General features: G+C 37.5%; 12 protein-coding genes. 2 read left to right on the top strand and 10 right to left on the bottom strand.

All coding sequences use genetic code 11. The features are described from left to right. Positions 1 to 40 precede the first annotated feature (40 nt). The 7 genes from ACFPVY_RS17455 to ACFPVY_RS17485 all read right to left on the bottom strand — a co-directional run bounded on the left by ACFPVY_RS17455 (position 41) and on the right by ACFPVY_RS17485 (position 7,822). A complete protein-coding gene (locus tag ACFPVY_RS17455; protein ID WP_379793450.1) occupies positions 41 to 1,453 on the bottom strand; it encodes a TolC family protein in 1,413 nt (470 codons plus the stop codon). After that, positions 1,443 to 4,619 carry an efflux RND transporter permease subunit gene (locus tag ACFPVY_RS17460; protein ID WP_379793451.1) on the bottom strand — a complete coding sequence of 1,059 codons (3,177 nt, stop codon included), beginning with the start codon at positions 4,617 to 4,619 and terminating at the stop codon, positions 1,443 to 1,445. Before ACFPVY_RS17460 ends, ACFPVY_RS17455 begins: the two co-directional genes overlap by 11 nt. 8 nt (positions 4,620 to 4,627) lie before the next feature. After that, entirely contained in the window at positions 4,628 to 5,779 is a 1,152-nt protein-coding gene (locus tag ACFPVY_RS17465) for an efflux RND transporter periplasmic adaptor subunit (protein WP_379793452.1), read from the bottom strand. A 27-nt stretch (positions 5,780 to 5,806) separates the two neighbouring features. Then, the gene (locus ACFPVY_RS17470) at positions 5,807 to 6,295 is read right to left on the bottom strand and encodes a GbsR/MarR family transcriptional regulator (protein WP_379793454.1); all 489 of its coding nucleotides are present in this window, start codon (positions 6,293 to 6,295) and stop codon (positions 5,807 to 5,809) included. A 130-nt stretch (positions 6,296 to 6,425) separates the two neighbouring features. Next, entirely contained in the window at positions 6,426 to 6,806 is a 381-nt protein-coding gene (locus ACFPVY_RS17475; RefSeq protein WP_379793455.1) for a septal ring lytic transglycosylase RlpA family protein, read from the bottom strand. Positions 6,807 to 6,810: 4 nt separating this feature from the next. After that, positions 6,811 to 7,296: a septal ring lytic transglycosylase RlpA family protein gene (locus ACFPVY_RS17480; RefSeq protein ID WP_379793456.1), complete on the bottom strand. Its 486-nt coding sequence runs from the start codon at positions 7,294 to 7,296 to the stop codon at positions 6,811 to 6,813. 85 nt (positions 7,297 to 7,381) lie between these two features. Next, complete coding sequence (locus tag ACFPVY_RS17485; RefSeq protein WP_379793457.1) at positions 7,382 to 7,822, bottom strand: hypothetical protein; 441 nt, start codon at positions 7,820 to 7,822, stop codon at positions 7,382 to 7,384. Positions 7,823 to 8,478: 656 nt separating this feature from the next. Between ACFPVY_RS17485 and ACFPVY_RS17490 the strand changes: the two genes are divergently transcribed. Together ACFPVY_RS17490 and ACFPVY_RS17495 are read left to right on the top strand one after the other, a co-directional pair. Beyond that, positions 8,479 to 10,722: a monovalent cation:proton antiporter family protein gene (locus ACFPVY_RS17490; RefSeq protein WP_379793458.1), complete on the top strand. Its 2,244-nt coding sequence runs from the start codon at positions 8,479 to 8,481 to the stop codon at positions 10,720 to 10,722. A 26-nt stretch (positions 10,723 to 10,748) separates the two neighbouring features. Continuing rightward, positions 10,749 to 11,444: a DedA family protein gene (locus ACFPVY_RS17495; RefSeq protein ID WP_379793459.1), complete on the top strand. Its 696-nt coding sequence runs from the start codon at positions 10,749 to 10,751 to the stop codon at positions 11,442 to 11,444. Between the two features lie 73 nt (positions 11,445 to 11,517). Here the strand turns inward: ACFPVY_RS17495 and ACFPVY_RS17500 are convergent, their stop codons facing one another. The 3 genes from ACFPVY_RS17500 to ACFPVY_RS17510 all read right to left on the bottom strand — a co-directional run bounded on the left by ACFPVY_RS17500 (position 11,518) and on the right by ACFPVY_RS17510 (position 17,364). Next, positions 11,518 to 14,202, bottom strand: coding sequence for a TonB-dependent receptor (locus ACFPVY_RS17500; RefSeq protein WP_379793460.1), 2,685 nt, complete (start codon positions 14,200 to 14,202; stop codon positions 11,518 to 11,520). A 210-nt stretch (positions 14,203 to 14,412) separates the two neighbouring features. Beyond that, positions 14,413 to 16,059, bottom strand: coding sequence for a glucose-6-phosphate isomerase (gene pgi, locus ACFPVY_RS17505; RefSeq protein WP_379793461.1), 1,647 nt, complete (start codon positions 16,057 to 16,059; stop codon positions 14,413 to 14,415). A 60-nt stretch (positions 16,060 to 16,119) separates the two neighbouring features. Then, positions 16,120 to 17,364 (bottom strand): M23 family metallopeptidase, encoded by a 1,245-nt coding sequence (locus tag ACFPVY_RS17510; RefSeq protein ID WP_379793462.1) that lies wholly within the window; start codon positions 17,362 to 17,364, stop codon positions 16,120 to 16,122. Positions 17,365 to 17,375 lie beyond the last annotated feature (11 nt).

Raw genomic sequence — 17,375 nt, forward strand, 5'->3', positions numbered from 1 at the left:
CAAAAACAAAATCAATCATAATCCCATTGCTGGAACTATCTTATTGCCATCCGCCTCCAAGGGCGCGATATAACTCGATAATGGCGTTGTATTGTTGGTATTTGTTGTCAATTAAATTCAATTCGGTATTCAAGGCATTGTCTTTTGCAGTCAATACTTCCAAATAATTTACCAAACCATACGTCAGCAATTCATCTGAATAATCGGCTGCTTTTCTCAAGGCATCCACTTGCTTTCCACGAATTTCTAACTTGGCTGTCTCATTGTTGTAAGTCGCCAATGCATTTGAAACCTCTTGGCCTGCTGTTAACAACGCTTGCTCAAATTGCAAATATGCTTGTTGTTGCTGTGCTTTTGCGATTTCATAACGTGTTCTGATCTGTCTTCCGTTTAAAAGCGGTTGCGTTAATCCGGTTACAATATTGGCAAACAAAGAGTTGGCGCTGAACCATTCTTTGATATCCACGGTTTGAAGTCCGCCTGTTGCAGTTACTTTTAACGTTGGATAAAAGTTGCTTTTCGCCACGTTAGTTTGTTCAAACAATGAAATCAAGTTGTATTCTGCCGAAATCACATCAGGACGGTTGCGCAACAAAGTCGCAGGAACGCCCAACGTAATTTCTGGTTGCATCACTTGTGCTTCTAAAGTGCTTCTCTCGATTTTCCCCGGAGCCTGTCCTAACAGTACGCTCAAGGTATTTTCAAGAACAATCACGCTTTGTTTTAAGTCGGCGATGATGATTTCTGTTGCATATTTCTGTGCTTCAGTTTGCTTCACGCCCACTTCGTTTACGTTTCCGGCATCTTTTAAAGCTACAATCACTTCAATGCTTTCGTTTCTGTTGATCAGCGTTTCTTCGGCCAATTTAATTTGGGCATCCACGGCAAGCAATTGGTAATAAGTCGAAGCAATGCTAGAAATCAATTGCGTTTTCACGGCCTGGTTTGCAGCAATCGTCTGAAGATACGCGGCGTTTGTTGCACGTTTATTGCTTCTGATTTTTCCCCAAATGTCAGCTTCCCAACCTAAGGTTCCGGTTAACTGATATTGATCAACGTTTGTTCTTCCGCCGCCGGCGCTAAACAAAGCACCCAATTGACTGTTTTTAGAAAGTTCTTGGTGTGTCCAGTCAGCTCCCACAGAAAAAGTTGGCAAGTAACCCGCTTTTCCTTGTTTCATAGTTGCTTCTGCCGCCACAATATTTTGCATCGCAATTCTAATATCAAGGTTATTTTGCAAACCGGTTTTGATATATCCTTGTAATGTTGGGTCAGTAAAAACCTTGTCCCAAGAAACGTTGGCTAAAGAAGTAGTATCTGTCGATACCACTTCTGTTCTATATAAATTTTCTGTTTTTAATTCAGGTCTGTCGTATTTTTTTGCGACGAAACACGATTGCATCACCGTTCCAAGAACGACAACCATTGCAATTTTATAGATCTTATTTTTCATATTCTTCGTCTAAAAGTATAACATCAGATTCTTTTTGTTCTTCATCAAATGGTTTCCCAGAGATTCTTTCTTGCAGGCTTTGGAAGATGATGAACAAGATCGGGATAACGAATACTCCGAAAATAGTTCCAACCAACATTCCTCCAACAGCTCCCATACCAATAGAACGGTTACCCACGGCTCCAACACCTGAAGATAAGGCCAATGGCAATAATCCGAAGATAAATGCTAACGACGTCATCAAGATCGGACGAAGACGTGCTTTTGCACCTTCAATTGCGGCTTCTGCCAAGCCCATTCCGTGGCGTCGCCTTTGGATGGCAAACTCCACAATAAGGATGGCATTCTTGGCCAAGAGTCCAATAAGCATGATCAGGGCAACTTGGAAATAGATATTATTTTCTAATCCGGCCAGTTTAACGAAACCAATCGCTCCGGCAATACCCACAGGCAACGAAAGCAATACAGATAACGGAACCAAATAACTTTCATACTGAGCGCTCAATAAGAAATAAACGAAAATCAAACTCAACAAGAATACACCCGCTGCTTGGCTTCCCGCTGCAATTTCCTCACGCGTCATACCAGAGAATTCATAAGAATAAGTCTTTGGCAAATGTTGCGAAGCAGTTTCTTGAATGGCCTTAATCGCGTCACCAGAACTGAATCCTGGGTTTGCTTTACCGTTCACATTCACCGCTTTCAGCATGTTAAAACGCGCCACAGCTTCTGGTCCATAAATTCTTTTGAAATCGATAAACTGGCTGATAGCAACCTGCTGTCCGTTTGCGTTCTTGATATAAATATTGTTGATTGATTCTGGCGTAGCTCTTTCTTCGGCTTTAGCCTGAATCATTACACGGTATTGTTTACCAAATTTGTTGAAATCTGTGGTATATAAACCTCCATAATAACCTTGCATCGTACTGAAAATATCAGTAACTGAAACTCCGGCATCTTTTGCTCTTTCCACATTGATATCCATCTGATATTGCGGGAACGAAGGATTAAAGTTGGTCATTGCATATTGAATCTCTGGACGTTTCATCAACTCTCCAAGGAATTCATTGGTCACTTTACTTACAGTTGCCCAGTCGTCATCGCCCGTATCTTGAATTTTCAACTCAAAACCATCGGCCGTACCGAAACCAGAAACAGAAGGCGGTGTAAAGAACAAGGCTTTTGCATCTTTAAAGTGTGCCGTTCTTCCGAACAATTCGCCCACGACTGCATCAACTGATTGGTTCGCCTCTTTTCTATGTTCCCAATCTTTCAATTTGATTACCGTAAAAGCGTAAGATCCACCATTTACTGAGTTCAACAAACTGAAACCAACAACACTCATACGTGCTTCCACAATTGGCATTGAAGCCAGAATAGAATCTAATTCATTTACGGCTAATTGTGTTTTCTCCAAAGTAGTACCAGGAGGAAGCGTTAAATCGGCCATGATGATACCTCTATCTTCGTTTGGGATAAACCCAGAAGGAGTCGTTTTGAATAATAAGAATGTGATGCCGCAGAAAACAATTAAGGCAACTGTTGTGATCCATTTTTTTCTAGCCAAGAATCCAAGAGACTTGACATATTTGTCGTTCATTTTATCAAAACCGGTGTTGAAAGCCAAGAAGAATCTTTCTTTCAAGTTTTTCTTTTTATGGTGTCCGTCTTTGTGTGGTTTCAAGAAAAGCGCACACAATGCCGGGCTCAAAGTCAAGGCGTTTACCGCAGAAATTAAGATGGAAATTGCCAAAGTAATTGCAAACTGCTGGTAGAAAACCCCTGATGGACCGCTCAAGAACGATACCGGAATAAACACGGCAGACATTACCAAGGTAATCGAGATGATCGCTCCAGAGATTTCGCTCATCGCAGAAAGCGTAGCTTCTTTTCCAGATTTTGCTCCTTCATCTAATTTGGCGTGCACCGCCTCGACGACGACAATAGCATCATCAACCACAATACCAATCGCCAAGATCATTGCGAACAATGTCAACATATTGATTGAGAATCCGAACAATTGCAGGAAGAAAAACGTACCCACAATCGCCACAGGAACCGCAATCGCCGGAATCAACGTAGATCTAAAATCTTGCAAGAACAAGAATACCACGATAAATACCAAGATAAATGCTTCTACCAACGTAGAAATTACCTTGCTGATCGAAGCGTCCAAGAACGTTTTTGTATTAAACGGAATTACGTAATCTACTCCTTTTGGGAAGTTAGGTTTCGCTTCATCCATAATTTTCATTACTTCTTCAATAATGTCTTGGGCATTAGACCCAGAAGTTTGAAAGATACCCAAGGCAACGCCTTGCTTACCCATCGCAATATTTTTTGTACCGTAATTGAAACCGCCTAATTCAACTGTAGCAACATCTTTTAAGTGAAGGAAATTTCCGTTTCCGGTAGATTTCACAACGATGTTTTCATAGTCAGCAATTTCAGAAAGCCTTCCTTTATATTTGATTACGTATTCATAAACACCTTCAGCGTTTTCCCCAAATTTCCCAGGAGCTGCTTCCACGTTTTGCTCTTGCAAAGCTGCCTGAATGTCCTTTGGAGCCACGCCATAAGTAGCCATTTTCTCTGGATCAATCCAGATACGCATCGAGTAATCTTTTGCCCCAAATACGTTTACTTGTCCCACACCATAAACACGCTGTAACTTTGGTACAAGATTGATTTTGGCATAATTCTGAATATAGGTTTCGTCAAAATCTTTGTTATTTGAGTACAAAGCCATGAACATAAGAGCACTTGACTGGCTTTTCAGCGTGGTCACCCCAGTTTGAACTACGGCTTGTGGTAATTTTGAAGTAGCACGCGATACACGGTTTTGAACGTTTACCGCCGCGATATCTGGATCGATTCCCAATTCAAAAAATACCGTGATTTTTGCAGAACCGTCATTGGCTGCAGACGAAGTCATGTACGTCATACCTTCTACACCGTTAATTTCTTCTTCCAAAGGAATCACGACGCTATTCAGTACCGTTTCTGCATTCGCTCCAGTGTATGTTGCGTTTACCTGAACCGTTGGTGGTGCGATTTCAGGATATTGTTCTACCGGCAGCGAAAGCAATCCTAAAACCCCCAAAATGGTGATCAGGATCGAAATTACCGTCGAGAGAACAGGTCTTTCTATAAAAGTTTTTAACATCTTGAGGATTATTTTTTAGCTGGGGTTGTTGTTTTTACTGTGTCTTTTGCAGCAGGAGCTTGAGCATTTGCAGCAGGCGCTTGGTTTTTATCTTGAGGAACGATTTCCATATCGTCTTTCAATTTTGAAGCACCTTCGATTACCACCATTTCACCTTCTTGAAGACCGTCAGTAACGATAAAATTCAATTCAGAAGTTCCGTTGGTAGTCACAATTCTTGATTTCACTTTATTTCCTTTTTCAACTACATAAAGGGTTTGTTTTCCTTGTACTTCAAAAATTGCATTTTGAGGAACTAACATTACGTCTTTTTGAACGATTGGAAGACGCACAATTCCTGACGAACCGCTTCTCAAGATTCCTTCTGGATTGGTGAACTCAGCTCTAAATTGTGTTGTTCCTGTCGTTGGGTTTACCAATCCGTTCATGGTTGCAATTGTTCCTTTTTGGTCATATTCTGAACCGTCTACTAATAAAAGTGACACTTTTGGAGCTGCTTTTAATTTCGCAGCAGTAGTTTCTCCTTTAAAAGTTTTGTTGAAGAAAAGCAATTGTTTTTCATTCATAGAAAAGTAAGCACGAACGATTTTTGTATCAGAAACAGTTGTCAAAGGCATTTCGCTTGTTGAACTCACCAAACTTCCTTCTCTGTAAGGAAGGCTTCCGATGACGCCGTTAACTGGCGAAGTGATTGTTCCAAAACCAATGTTTGCTGCGATTGCTCCATAAGCGCTTTTTGCTTGCGCTAGCTTTGCTTTTGCAGTTTCTAATTGCACTTCACTGATGATTTTTCTGTCAACAAGAGGTTTCAAACGATCTACTTCCACTTGCGCCGCTTTTACATTGGCTTGGGCTGCAGAAGCGTCTTGATTTTGAGTTTGCGTTTCTAATTTGAAAAGCAATTGTCCTTTTTTCACGACTTGACCTTCGTCAACATATATTTTTTGGATAAATCCGTTTACTTTTGGACGGATTTCCACATTTTGCTGTCCTTCAAGATTGGCAGTATATTCTTGATAAACCACTGCATCTTGCTTGGCTATTGTTTGCACAGGAAACGGAGCTGGACCTTGTGGCGCTTGAGCCTGCTCTTCTTTTTTCCCACACGACGCTAAAATTACTACAGCAATTAAAGCGCTAAAGATTGACTTTTTGTTCATTTTGAGATGTATATAATAGGGGTTGATTTATTGTTTACTAGTTTCGAGTTCCTTAAATTGGGTGATGGTTTTGTGCAACAGATTTTCCATGTCGTTTAGATGTTCTTTGTATGCTTCAGCCTTTTCTAAATCTAATTTTTCTGCCGAGCAACTTAACGTTTGCTTTCTATACGTCAGCAACTTTTCAAGAATCTGTTTTTCAAAATCGATCATCTTTTTATAATTATCAAATCGGTCGCTAAATTGAACGGGCTGATAATATTTTTTTCTGTCTCCTGGCTGCGTGAAATACGTGATCTTCCCGATTTTTAACAACAAATTTAAATTGGTCGATACTGAACTTTTGCTTGCTCCGGTCATTTCAATAAGATCTTCAAACGAAACGGTTCTGGCACAAGCGTCTAAAATTAATATGGCAAATATCCGTGAGCCTAATGGTGGTAAATGATGTACGTTTTCAAAGTGGACACCAAACATTTCAATCAGCTCTTCTCTATCCTTAACACTGTCATTCATAATTGAAAATTTGTGCAAAGATAAATCTTAGTTCGGCTTTAACCGAACTAAGCGAACTTAAATTTGTGTTAAATAACTTTTAACAAATTAATCCATAAAAAAAGGCCCTCATTTCTGAAGACCTCATAATTTATTTAATAATTTCTATGCTTACTTTCAATGCGCCGTGGTTTTTATTATCTGAAATATCCATAAAAGCGCGTTTTGAAAGATCAATATCGCGACCTGGCGTCCACGGACCGCGATCATTTATTTCGACAATCACCGATTTTGAATTGGCTTTGTTCGTTACTTTTACTTTTGTGCCAAAAGGGATTTTTCGGTGCGCTGCAGTTAATTTGCTATTGCTAAATTTTTCGCCACTTGCCGTACTTCTTCCGTTGAATTTATCTGCATAATAAGAAGCGTGGGCATTTTTCTTGTACATTTTTCCCGAAACTGATTTGCTGGACGAACAGCTTGTCAAAACACTTCCGACGATTAACAGTAATAGTAAAACTTTGCTTTTCATAATATTATTTTTCTTGGATGATATCGATGGTTACAACTAAATGACCTCCATATCTGCTTCCTGCGATTTCCATAAAGGCTTTTTTGGTTAAGTCAATGTCTTTTCCTTTTGTAAACGGACCGCGATCGGTAACCTCAACAACCACTGACTTTCCGTTTTTTTCATTGGTCACGCGAACTTTTGTTCCGAAAGGCAATTTTCTGTGTGCCGCAGTATATTTTTGGTTGTTAAAAATTCGGCCACTTGCCGTTTTTCTTCCTGTAAATCTGTCAGCATAATAAGACGCGTGTGCATCTTTTTTAAACAATTTATACTTTTTTGTTTCTGCCAATTTTAAACTATCGGCAATGGCAACTTTTTTTATAGAGTCTTTTTGTAGTTCTAATTTTGCCGGCGGATTTTTTTGGAACTCCCTGTCTTTAAAGGAAAAACCGCTGGAAATAATCAAAGCAATAAAAGCTAACAATAAAATTGTAGTCTTATACTTCATAATAAACTTTTTTATGTTTGGCCAATTCATTTCACAATTACTATACCCAAAATTAAAAAAAGCTCTGTTTAGAGCTTTTTAGAGATTATCCAATCCAAGTTTGCCAAGGAATTCTTGATAGAAGCAAGATTAATCCCAAAGCGTAAAACACGGCTATTTTTTTGAATTTTTTATTTTCGTCAGCTCTTTTATGAGAACTCCAACCCACGGTAATCAGCGCAATTGCGATTAAATTTACCAGCGGATGTTCTAACGCCAAAAGTCTGTCATAAGCTTGCATTCCTCCCATTCCCACGGCTTTGATTTTTGCCAAGCCATTTGGAGAAACAAAATATAAAATCAATCCGAAGACGAACTGAATGTGTGTTGCGATTAAAGCAAAAAGTGCTATTCTTCTATCTTTTGGCTTGAATTCGTTCTTTGCTGAAATTCCAATTATTGAGTTGATCACCGCAATTGCAATTGTAAGTAATGCAACGTATGCAATGCCTGAGTGTGCTTCTAAGATAATTTTGTACGTGTCCATTTGGTAAATTTATTTTTACAAATATATCCAAAAAATGATTTTTTGAAAGTTAAGGAATCTTGCAATCCTTAATTCATAATGAGTCCAAATTACAAAAATAAATTTTAACAATTAACATTTCTTTAATTCAATTGTAAACTAACTTATAATTCAAAAACCTAAATTTGCGGGAAATGATCAAAAAAGCCGTACATATTATTTTTCTGTGCTTGTTCTTTCTGTTTGGTTTACAATGTGTAGCCTGCAATAAGAACGCTTTGTCATTGCCTTCTTTTGAAAGTAAAAAATGCGTTTCAGCAACAGTGTTTTCAAGTGTTTCTAAACATGACAAGAATGCAAATTTTAGTTCTTTAGACAAACTTCATAAGAAAAAAAGATTTTCGAGAACACATTACAATGCTATCGCAAGTCTTTCAAAATGCAACGGTCTAAATTTAAATTTTGGAACTTTTCCTGCTACCAATTTTTTATTTTTAGAGAATCCAAAACTTCGCAATTCTTTTTCAAATTATAGTTTTAGCAATTCATTTTGCCACAGGAAACTGCTTTCCATTTTTTATTCGTTCCAAGCTTTTTGGTAAGATCAATTTGATTTTTAATTTTTTAGGATCTAAAAAAAGATTCTAAATCTGTCTAACAATTAAATTTTTACCACAATGAATGAAGTACAACAAAAGGCAGCAGAAGCCTCGCATCATCTTTATCCTCTAATCAGCGATCTGGGGTTAATTTTGATGACTGCAGGCGTCGCCATTTTGCTTTTCAAAAAAATAAAACAGCCGTTGGTTCTGGGATATTTGATCGCCGGATTCTTGGCCGGACCTTATTTCACGCTTTTTCCTTCAGTTCAAGACAAGCACAATGTGGAAGTCTGGGCAGAAATCGGTGTTATCATCTTATTATTCAGTTTAGGATTAGAATTTAGTTTCAAAAAGCTGATGAAAGTTGGCGGAACGGCTTCTGTCACGGCATTGGTGCAAATTGTTTCGATGGTTTTCCTCGGCTATTGGGCTGGCCAATTTATGGGCTGGTCTTCAATGGACAGTATTTTCTTGGGCGTAATTTTATCGATTTCTTCCACTACAATTATTCTTCGGGCATTTGATGAACTTGGCGTAAAAGGACAAAAATTTGCAGGAATCGTCTTCGGAGCTTTGATCGTTGAAGATATTGTTGCCATTTTAATGATGGTTTTGCTCTCAACGATTGCGGTCAGCCAGCAATTTTCTGGAATGGAATTGGTTGAATCCGTTTTAAAATTGGTTTTCTTCTTGATTTTATGGTTTGTCGGTGGGATCTTCTTTATCCCAACATTATTGAAAAAAGCAAAGAACCTTTTGAGCGATGAAACCTTGCTGATTGTGTCGCTGGCGTTGTGCTTGATGATGGTTATTTTGGCCACGATGGTTGGATTTTCTCCGGCTTTAGGCGCGTTTATTATGGGTTCGATTATTGCCGAAACCACAAAAGCCGAACGCATCGAACATTTGGTAAAACCCGTAAAAGATTTATTTGGCGCGGTTTTTTTCGTTTCCGTAGGAATGCTGATCAATCCAGATACTTTGGTGGAATATGCTTGGCCGGTTATCATCATTACTTTATTGACTGTTTTTGGAAAAACTTTTAGTTCTACAGTAGGAACTTTAATTTCTGGTCAACCTTTAAAACAGTCAATTCAAACCGGAATGAGTTTGGCGCAGATTGGAGAATTCTCTTTCATCATCGCAACTTTGGGAATGACATTGGGCGTGACAAGCAATTTCTTGTACCCGATTGTGGTTGCAGTTTCGGCGATTTCCACGTTTACCACGCCTTTTATGATCAAGCTTTCGATTCCGGTTTATAATAAATTGGCGAAAATCCTTCCAAATAAATTCATCAAGGCGATTGAAAGTTATAGTTCAAGTTCGCAAACTATTAAGGCGACGAGCAATTGGGTGCTGTTTTTGCGAGCGAGTATTATCCAGATTATCATACATTCGGTATTAATAATTGCATTGATTTTGCTTTCTTCAAGAGTTTTACTTCCGATGGTAAATGGTTCGCAGTGGGCAAATATGGCTATTGCAACGGCCACTTTATTATGTATTTCTCCGTTTTTATACGCTTTGGCCTTGCGCCAAGTTGCAGTGAAAGCTTACGAAGAATTAAAAGCTGAAAACAAATTCAGGGCGCCGATTCGAATCGTAAATCTGATCAGAATTCTTTTCGGGATTTTTTATATCGGATTTTTGTTAAATAGCTTCTTCTCGAGCGTGATTGCTTTCGCGGCAGTCGTTATCTTTGTGATCGCTTATTTGGCTTTTCCAAAGAAATTACAGCAGTCTTACGAGAAAATTGAAAATCGTTTTATGCAGAATTTCAACGATCGCGAAAATCAGGAAGCCACAAACAGCAAGCGCGAATTGTCTCCGTGGGACGCGCACATGACGACTTTTGAGATTAGTGCCGAATCAAATATCGTTGGAAAACCGTTGCACGAATTAAAATTGAGAGAGAAAATTGGGATTAATATTGCTGCGATAAAACGTGGCAATTACACGATAAATGTGCCGAACAGAAACGAACAGATTTTCCCGAATGACATATTATTTATCATTGGAACTGACCGGCAAGTTGACAAGTTTAAGATTTTCATGAACCAAAACAAGGTTTCGATTCCGGAGAATGATGCCGAGACAATTTTGAAAAACTTTGAATTGAAGAACGAAGATTTTATTGGAAAAACCATCCGAGAATCGCAATTGCGGGAAAAGACAAACGGATTGGTCGTGGGAATTGAGCGCGACGGACAGCGAATGATGAACCCAGAAAGCCACGTGATCTTGGAAAGAAACGACATCATCTGGATCGTAGGCGACAAAAAGAGAATGAACCTTATTACCCTTAATACAAACTAGAATTACTTATTTTAACTAAATTTCAAATGGAAAATTTTGATTGGAAACAGCTCATTAACCCCGAATTCTACATAGCAATGGAAATCGGAGGCGTTAGCATTGGGCTTTTTGTAGTGCTATTTATCGTTTTTGCAGAAACAGGATTGTTCGCCGGATTTTTTCTTCCGGGAGACAGCTTGCTTTTCTTGGCAGGAATTTACAGTCGCGAATTAATTGAAAATATAACTTTTATAGAAAGTGATTTGGGTAATGTTGCCTTGTTATCTACGATGGTTGCACTTGCCGGAATCCTTGGAAACTCTGTTGGATATTGGTTTGGAGCCAAAAGCGGTTGGTACTTATATAAAAAGGAAGACAGTTTTTGGTGGAAGAAAAAATACTTGGAACAATCTCGAGTATTTTTCGAAAAATATGGCGGAAAAGCAATAATTATCGCTCGTTTCATGCCGATTTTGAGAACATTTGCTCCGATTATTGCCGGAATCGTTCAGATGGATAAAAAACGTTTTATGTTTTATAACATCTTGAGTTCTTTTCTTTGGGCTTTCGGATTAATTATGGCGGGACATTATTTGTATGGTTTGTTTTTGAAAGAATTTGAAATTGACTTGAAGAAACATATTGAAATTATCATCATCATTATTGTTTTGATCACGACAGTTCCTTTGGTTTTAAAATTCTTGAAAGGGAATAAAGAAGAAACTCCGAAAGAAGAAATTTAATTTAAAAATGGATATAAAAAAGCCTCTCAAAATTTGAGAGGCTTTTTGCATTACTAAAATTGCTATTTTTTAATTAGAAGTTGTATCTAATTGAGAAATTCCAAGTTCTTCCTAAACCGTAAAAACCTTGATTAGCATCTGCTAAACCGTTAATTACTCTACCTTCAGATTCATAAGTTCTTAAATCTGTTGCATCAGTTGGATTGATTCTGTCTGTAGTTTTGATTCTTGTGCTCAATTCAGAAAGATAAATGTTGTGCAGAACGTTGTTCATATTAAAACGGAAATACACCGATTTTGATTTATCTGCTCCAACTAACATTTTATAAGAAACACCTGCGTCTAAAACTCCGTAAGATGGTAATTCTAAATTGTTTTTGGCAGCAGAACCTCTTGAATATAGTTTGTCATAAAATCTATAATCTGCATCAACAGAAAGCCTTTCAACAATTCTATATTTCAATCCACCTCCAACGGTAAACTGAGCAGCATCACCTACTTTCCCTCCATCAACATCGTCTCTTCTAACATCCAAAACATTTCTGTCTTCGTCTCTTCTTGTTGCAACCGCTTCATCTTGGTATTCCCAGTTTCCTGCTGAAAGGAATCCTCTTACGTCTAATGTTGTGAATGGTTTTGCCACAATATCAACTTCAACTCCTGTATGCAATTGTTCAACACCTTCATTTGTGGTGTAAATTAAGCTTCCAACCGGAAGATCCCACTGATTTCCTTCAACTGCAGTAACTGACGTTGTGTTAACTCTGTCTTTCCAAGAAGTTCTGTAAGCATTTACATTAGCAGAAAAATATTGACTTTTGAAACTGTATCCTGCTTCAAGACCAAAGATTTTTTCGTTTGAAGTTAACGGATTGATCAAGTTTGTGTTGTTCAAATAAATATTATCGTGATATGGTTGACGATCATAATATCCAATATTACCATAAAATGAATGATTTTCATTAATGTTATAACTAACTCCAGCCTTTGCATTAAAACCAGTATTGTTTACTTTTTCAGAATCTTCAGCTTCCGGAAGGTAATCGTATCTGTCAAATCTTTGGTGTTGTTGCGTTGATATAGATCCTTGAAAGAAAGTAGAAAAATTATCATTTGAATACTCAAGTTGTCCAAAAATTCCTCCGTAAGAAATTCTCTCGCTATTGTCATAATCAATTCTTTGGTTTTCTCCCAAAGTATTAAAAGTTGCAGGCCATGGACGCGCTCTTTGAGATTCTGTAACTGTGTTTGAAACCGATGCTCCAGGAACGCTGTTAGCATCACGCAATTGTCTAGATTCTGTCCAACTGTCTAATCCTAAAAAGTCTTCAACTTGACGATAGTGCGTTCCATAATAAGTTCTCAAATCAGCTCCTAAATTGAAAACCAAATTTTCATTTAATTGGTGTTTGAAATTTGAAACCAAACCATACCAATTGTGATTATTCATTGAAGAACGAACCAAATAAGATTGGGTGTCGCCTTGAACTCCGTCACCAACAGCTAAATTTCTGTCTCTTATTCCGTCAAAATTAATCTGCCCATTAGTTCTCAATGCAGAAGCTCCATAATTTCCGGTTCCTCCACCACGTCCCCACGAAGCATAAAGTACTGTAGAAAGCTCTGATTTATCGCTGATTGCCCAATCCCAGTTTAAGTTGGCAACTGGTTTGTGGTAGAAATTCGTTCTCTCTGATTTGTATTCACCATTTAAAGTTCCCCAGTTGTTGTTATATTTTCTACCATAAGTTTGGTAGTCAGAAAGTCTTTTTGTGAAATTTTGATCGTGCTTTTGAGGCGCACCTGTAATCAAAAAGTTAAAGTTGTGTTTTTCAGAAGCTTTGTATCCAAAAGAGATGAAATAATTTTGTCCTTCACCACGAGTTCCGTCGTTATAACCATCACCTTGCCAATGTGTTAACATCACACTTACCCCAAATTTATCATTCATCAAACCTGTGTTGTAAGCTGCTGTAGTTTTGATATAATCATCATTTGCAATTCCGGCAGAAACAAATCCGCCTTCTCTCATTGAAGTTGCTTTTGTAATAAAATTCACAGTTCCTCCAACAGAAGAAATTGCTAATTTTGATGAACCAAGACCTCTTTGAACTTGAATTGCGTTAGCAATATCAGACATTCCAGACCAGTTTGACCAGTACATCAAACCATCTTCCATACCATTAATTGGCTGACCGTTTAACAAAAAAGCTGTGTTATCTTGACCAAAACCACGAACTGACATTTTTGAATCTCCAAAACCTCCGGCTTGACCGGTAACATAAACAGATGGCGTATTAACCAAAGTTTGCGTAATATCAGAAGTTCCAATTTTGTCTTGAATTTCTGCAGAAGTTATTGTTGAAACCGCAATCGGCGTCTTTCTGTCTTTTGCTAAGTCAATAATTCCACGTCCAACAACCACAACTTCGTCTAAGTCGCTCGCTTCAGATTCTAAAGAAATTGAACCTAAATTGATTGTTTCTCCCGATTGTCCTGAGAATGAAATTGTTTTTGATACAAATCCAATGAAGTTGATCACAATTTCACCGCTTGTTTTTGAAGTCGAAATAGAAAATTTTCCATCGATGTCAGTGGTGCTTCCATCGGTAGCTCCTTTTACCGTTACGTTCGCTGCTGGAAGCGGACCTTTCATGTCAGAATCTGTAATAATTCCGGTGATTTTTGTTTGAGAAAATGCTGTTGAAATTGCAAAAAATAGCAACATTGAAAGCATCACTTTTTTCAAATTTTTCATTACTGCGTTGGTTTATAAGTTTTAGCAAAGGTCACATAAGTTAAAAATTCAAAAGTTAAGCTAATGTTAAGAAAATTTAGTATTTTTTAGTTTCATGCTAACAATCAAACAATTGTAAATAAATCACAAATGATTTTAACAATCTTTAAACTAACAAAAAAATCCTCAAACATACGCTTGAGGATTCTTAAAATTTTAACATTTATAAATTTATTTTTTAGCCAAAAAATGCTTTAAAAGTAAATTTGTAGAGCTATCATGAGATTTTACGTTTCCAGAATTGATTTCTTCCAAAATAGAATTAGCCAATTGTTTTCCTAATTCAACGCCCCATTGGTCGTAGCTGAAAATATTCCAAATCACTCCTTGAACAAAGATTTTATGTTCGTATAATGAAATTAAAGAACCTAAAGTTTCAGGAGTCAATTTCTCTATCAATAAAGTATTTGTCGGTTTATTTCCTTCAAAAATTTTAAACGGAGTCAAGAAATCGGCTTGCCCAGAAGAAAGTTGCACTTTATTAAACTCGGCTCTTACTTGGTCTTCGGTTTTACCGTTAAGCAAAGCTTCCGTTTGCGCGAAGAAGTTAGACATCAGTTTATTATGATGATCGTCGTCGCCGTATAAAGGTTTTACAAATCCAATAAAATCGGTCGGAATCAATTTTGTTCCTTGGTGAATTAATTGGAAAAATGCGTGTTGCGAATTCGTTCCTGGCTCGCCCCAAATAATGGTTCCGGTTTGGTAATTCACAGGATTTCCATCTCTTCCAACGCTTTTTCCGTTGCTTTCCATAATTCCTTGTTGAAGATATGGCGCTAATTTTTGCAAATATTGCGTGTAAGGAATCAAGGCTTCGCTTTCAGCTCCAAAGAAATTATTGTACCAAATGCTCAACAAAGCTAGCACTACCGGAATATTCTGGTCAAATTCTGCCGTCTTAAAATGCTCGTCCATTTCGTTTGCTCCTTTCAATAATTTATCAAAATTATCAAAACCAACAGCCAAACTGATTGACAAACCAACCGCGCTCCAAAGTGAAAAACGTCCGCCAACCCAGTCCCACATTGGAAAAACATTATCAGGATTGATTCCGAATTCAGTCACTTTTTGGATATTCGTTGAAACCGCCACAAAGTGTTTTGCGACATCTTCTTGTTTTGCTGCTTTCAAAAACCATTTTCTAACCGTTTCTGAATTTGAAAGCGTTTCTTGAGTCGTAAAAGTTTTAGACACAATGACAAAAAGCGTCGTTTCTGGATTTAAGTTTTTTATTTTTTCTTGAACGTGATCGCCGTCAACATTTGAGATAAAGTGAACGTTCAATTGATTTTTGTAGAACTGCAAAGCTTCCACTGCCATCGCCGGACCTAAATCTGAACCTCCGATACCAATGTTTACAACGTCTGTGAATGCTTTTCCTGTAAAACCTTTTCTTTGACCAGAAATCACTTCTTCAGAAAAAGCCTTGATTTTTTGTTTCACTTCATACACTTCTGGCATCACATTTTCGCCATCCACTTTAACAACTGCATTTTCTGGAGCTCTCAAAGCGGTGTGCAAAACTGCACGGTTTTCAGTTTCATTGATGATATCGCCATCAAAATATTTTAAAATTGCATCTTTCAAATCTACTTCTTTGGCCAAAGCCAAAAGCAAATCGATTGTTTCTTGCGTGATGATATTTTTTGAATAATCTACTAAGAAATCATTCCATTGAAGGTTGAATTTTGCAGCTCTTTCGCTATCATTTGCAAACATTTCGGTCATTGAAGCCGTTTGCATTTTGTCATAAAAATGCTCGCGCAATTTTTCCCAAGCGACAGTTCCAGAAGGATTAGTTTTTCCTAAAGCCATTGTAATATATTTTGAATTTTATTGTCTATTTTGAAAGTCCAAATTTAGACAATAATTGAATTAATTTTTAAATTTTAGTGCTGCGATACTGTCAAGTTGTTTTTTCATTGGCGTCATTTCGGCTATAAAACGTGACTTGTATCGTGAATCCATCGGAATAGAACTTGGCAATTTTTGCTTCAAAGCATCGACTTGAACGCCGTTTTTCCAAAATCTGTAGCAAACGTGTGGTCCCGTTGCCAAGCCTGTACTTCCCACTTTTCCAATTACATCTCCTTGTGAAACTCTTTGTCCTTGGCGAACTAGAATTTTAGACATATGTAGATATTGCGTGGCATAAGTTCTATCGTGTCTGACTTTTACGAAATTTCCGTTTCCTGCGGTATAGCCTGTTTTTTCTACAACTCCCGAAGCTGTCGTGATAATCGGAGTTCCGTGTGCTGCAGCATAATCGGTTCCGTTATGCGCTTTAAATCTTTGTTGCACCGGATGAAATCTACTTTTTGAAAACTTGGAAGAAATTCTAAATCCGAACTTTAATGGCGCTTTCAAGAACATTGTTTTTAAAACTTTTCCTTCTTCGTCATAATAATTCGTCTTGCTTGAGGCCGTGTCTTGCTTGAAAGGAAACGCGTAAATCTTTTTTCCTTTGTACTCAAAAAAAGACGCTTGAAGACTTTCTACTCCGGCATAAATTGTGTCGTTAATGTATTTTTCTTCGAAAGTCACTGCAAATTTATCTCCTTTTTGAATCTTGAAGAAATCGACAGAATAAGCATAAATATCAGCAAGATTTTGGGCTAAAGAAGGATCGACTCCGGCTTTGCTCAATGTTTCTGATAATGAGCCTTCGATTTGTGTGGCAATTGTTCGTGTCTTGATTGTAAGCGGTTTTTTTCGTTTGTAAGCAACGATAGAATCCCTTAAATCAATTACATTATAATGAATATTATCTTTTTGGTAGATGAAAACTTGAACTTGATTCGGAGCCGTTTTCGATTTTAAAATAGTGTAAGGTTTTCCAGCCCGAATATCACGAAAGTTAAAGGAATCCCTAGCTTTTTCAGTAATTTCGTGAACTTGGTAATTCCCCAAATTGTGTTTTTCCATGATGGTTCCAAAAGTATCGCCACTTTTTACCGTATCATTTTCTACTTCAAAATCGTTTAAAGTGAATCCGAATTCAACAACAATTGGAACTTTTACAGGAACTTCTTTTTTATTTTCTTTTGCCGTTTTTTCCTCTTTATTATTGCACGAAAAAAGTGCAAAAAGGAATAACAAGCTTAAAATTTTGTATTTCAAATCGTAATCTT

The sequence above is a fragment of the Flavobacterium qiangtangense genome (genome assembly GCF_042658345.1).
GTDB classification, from domain to species: domain Bacteria; phylum Bacteroidota; class Bacteroidia; order Flavobacteriales; family Flavobacteriaceae; genus Flavobacterium; species Flavobacterium qiangtangense.

Excerpts from the sequence above, each read along its gene's own strand:
- ACFPVY_RS17460 (WP_379793451.1), bottom strand. The coding sequence starts at position 4,619 with ATGTTAAAAACTTTTATAGAAAGACCTGTTCTCTCGACGGTAATTTCG.
- ACFPVY_RS17480 (WP_379793456.1), bottom strand. The coding sequence starts at position 7,296 with ATGAAGTATAAGACTACAATTTTATTGTTAGCTTTTATTGCTTTGATT.
- ACFPVY_RS17465 (WP_379793452.1), bottom strand. The coding sequence starts at position 5,779 with ATGAACAAAAAGTCAATCTTTAGCGCTTTAATTGCTGTAGTAATTTTA.
- ACFPVY_RS17475 (WP_379793455.1), bottom strand. The coding sequence starts at position 6,806 with ATGAAAAGCAAAGTTTTACTATTACTGTTAATCGTCGGAAGTGTTTTG.
- ACFPVY_RS17485 (WP_379793457.1), bottom strand. The coding sequence starts at position 7,822 with ATGGACACGTACAAAATTATCTTAGAAGCACACTCAGGCATTGCATAC.
- ACFPVY_RS17500 (WP_379793460.1), bottom strand. The coding sequence starts at position 14,202 with ATGAAAAATTTGAAAAAAGTGATGCTTTCAATGTTGCTATTTTTTGCA.
- ACFPVY_RS17455 (WP_379793450.1), bottom strand. The coding sequence starts at position 1,453 with ATGAAAAATAAGATCTATAAAATTGCAATGGTTGTCGTTCTTGGAACG.
- pgi (WP_379793461.1), bottom strand. The coding sequence starts at position 16,059 with ATGGCTTTAGGAAAAACTAATCCTTCTGGAACTGTCGCTTGGGAAAAA.
- ACFPVY_RS17470 (WP_379793454.1), bottom strand. The coding sequence starts at position 6,295 with ATGAATGACAGTGTTAAGGATAGAGAAGAGCTGATTGAAATGTTTGGT.
- ACFPVY_RS17490 (WP_379793458.1), top strand. The coding sequence starts at position 8,479 with ATGAATGAAGTACAACAAAAGGCAGCAGAAGCCTCGCATCATCTTTAT.
- ACFPVY_RS17495 (WP_379793459.1), top strand. The coding sequence starts at position 10,749 with ATGGAAAATTTTGATTGGAAACAGCTCATTAACCCCGAATTCTACATA.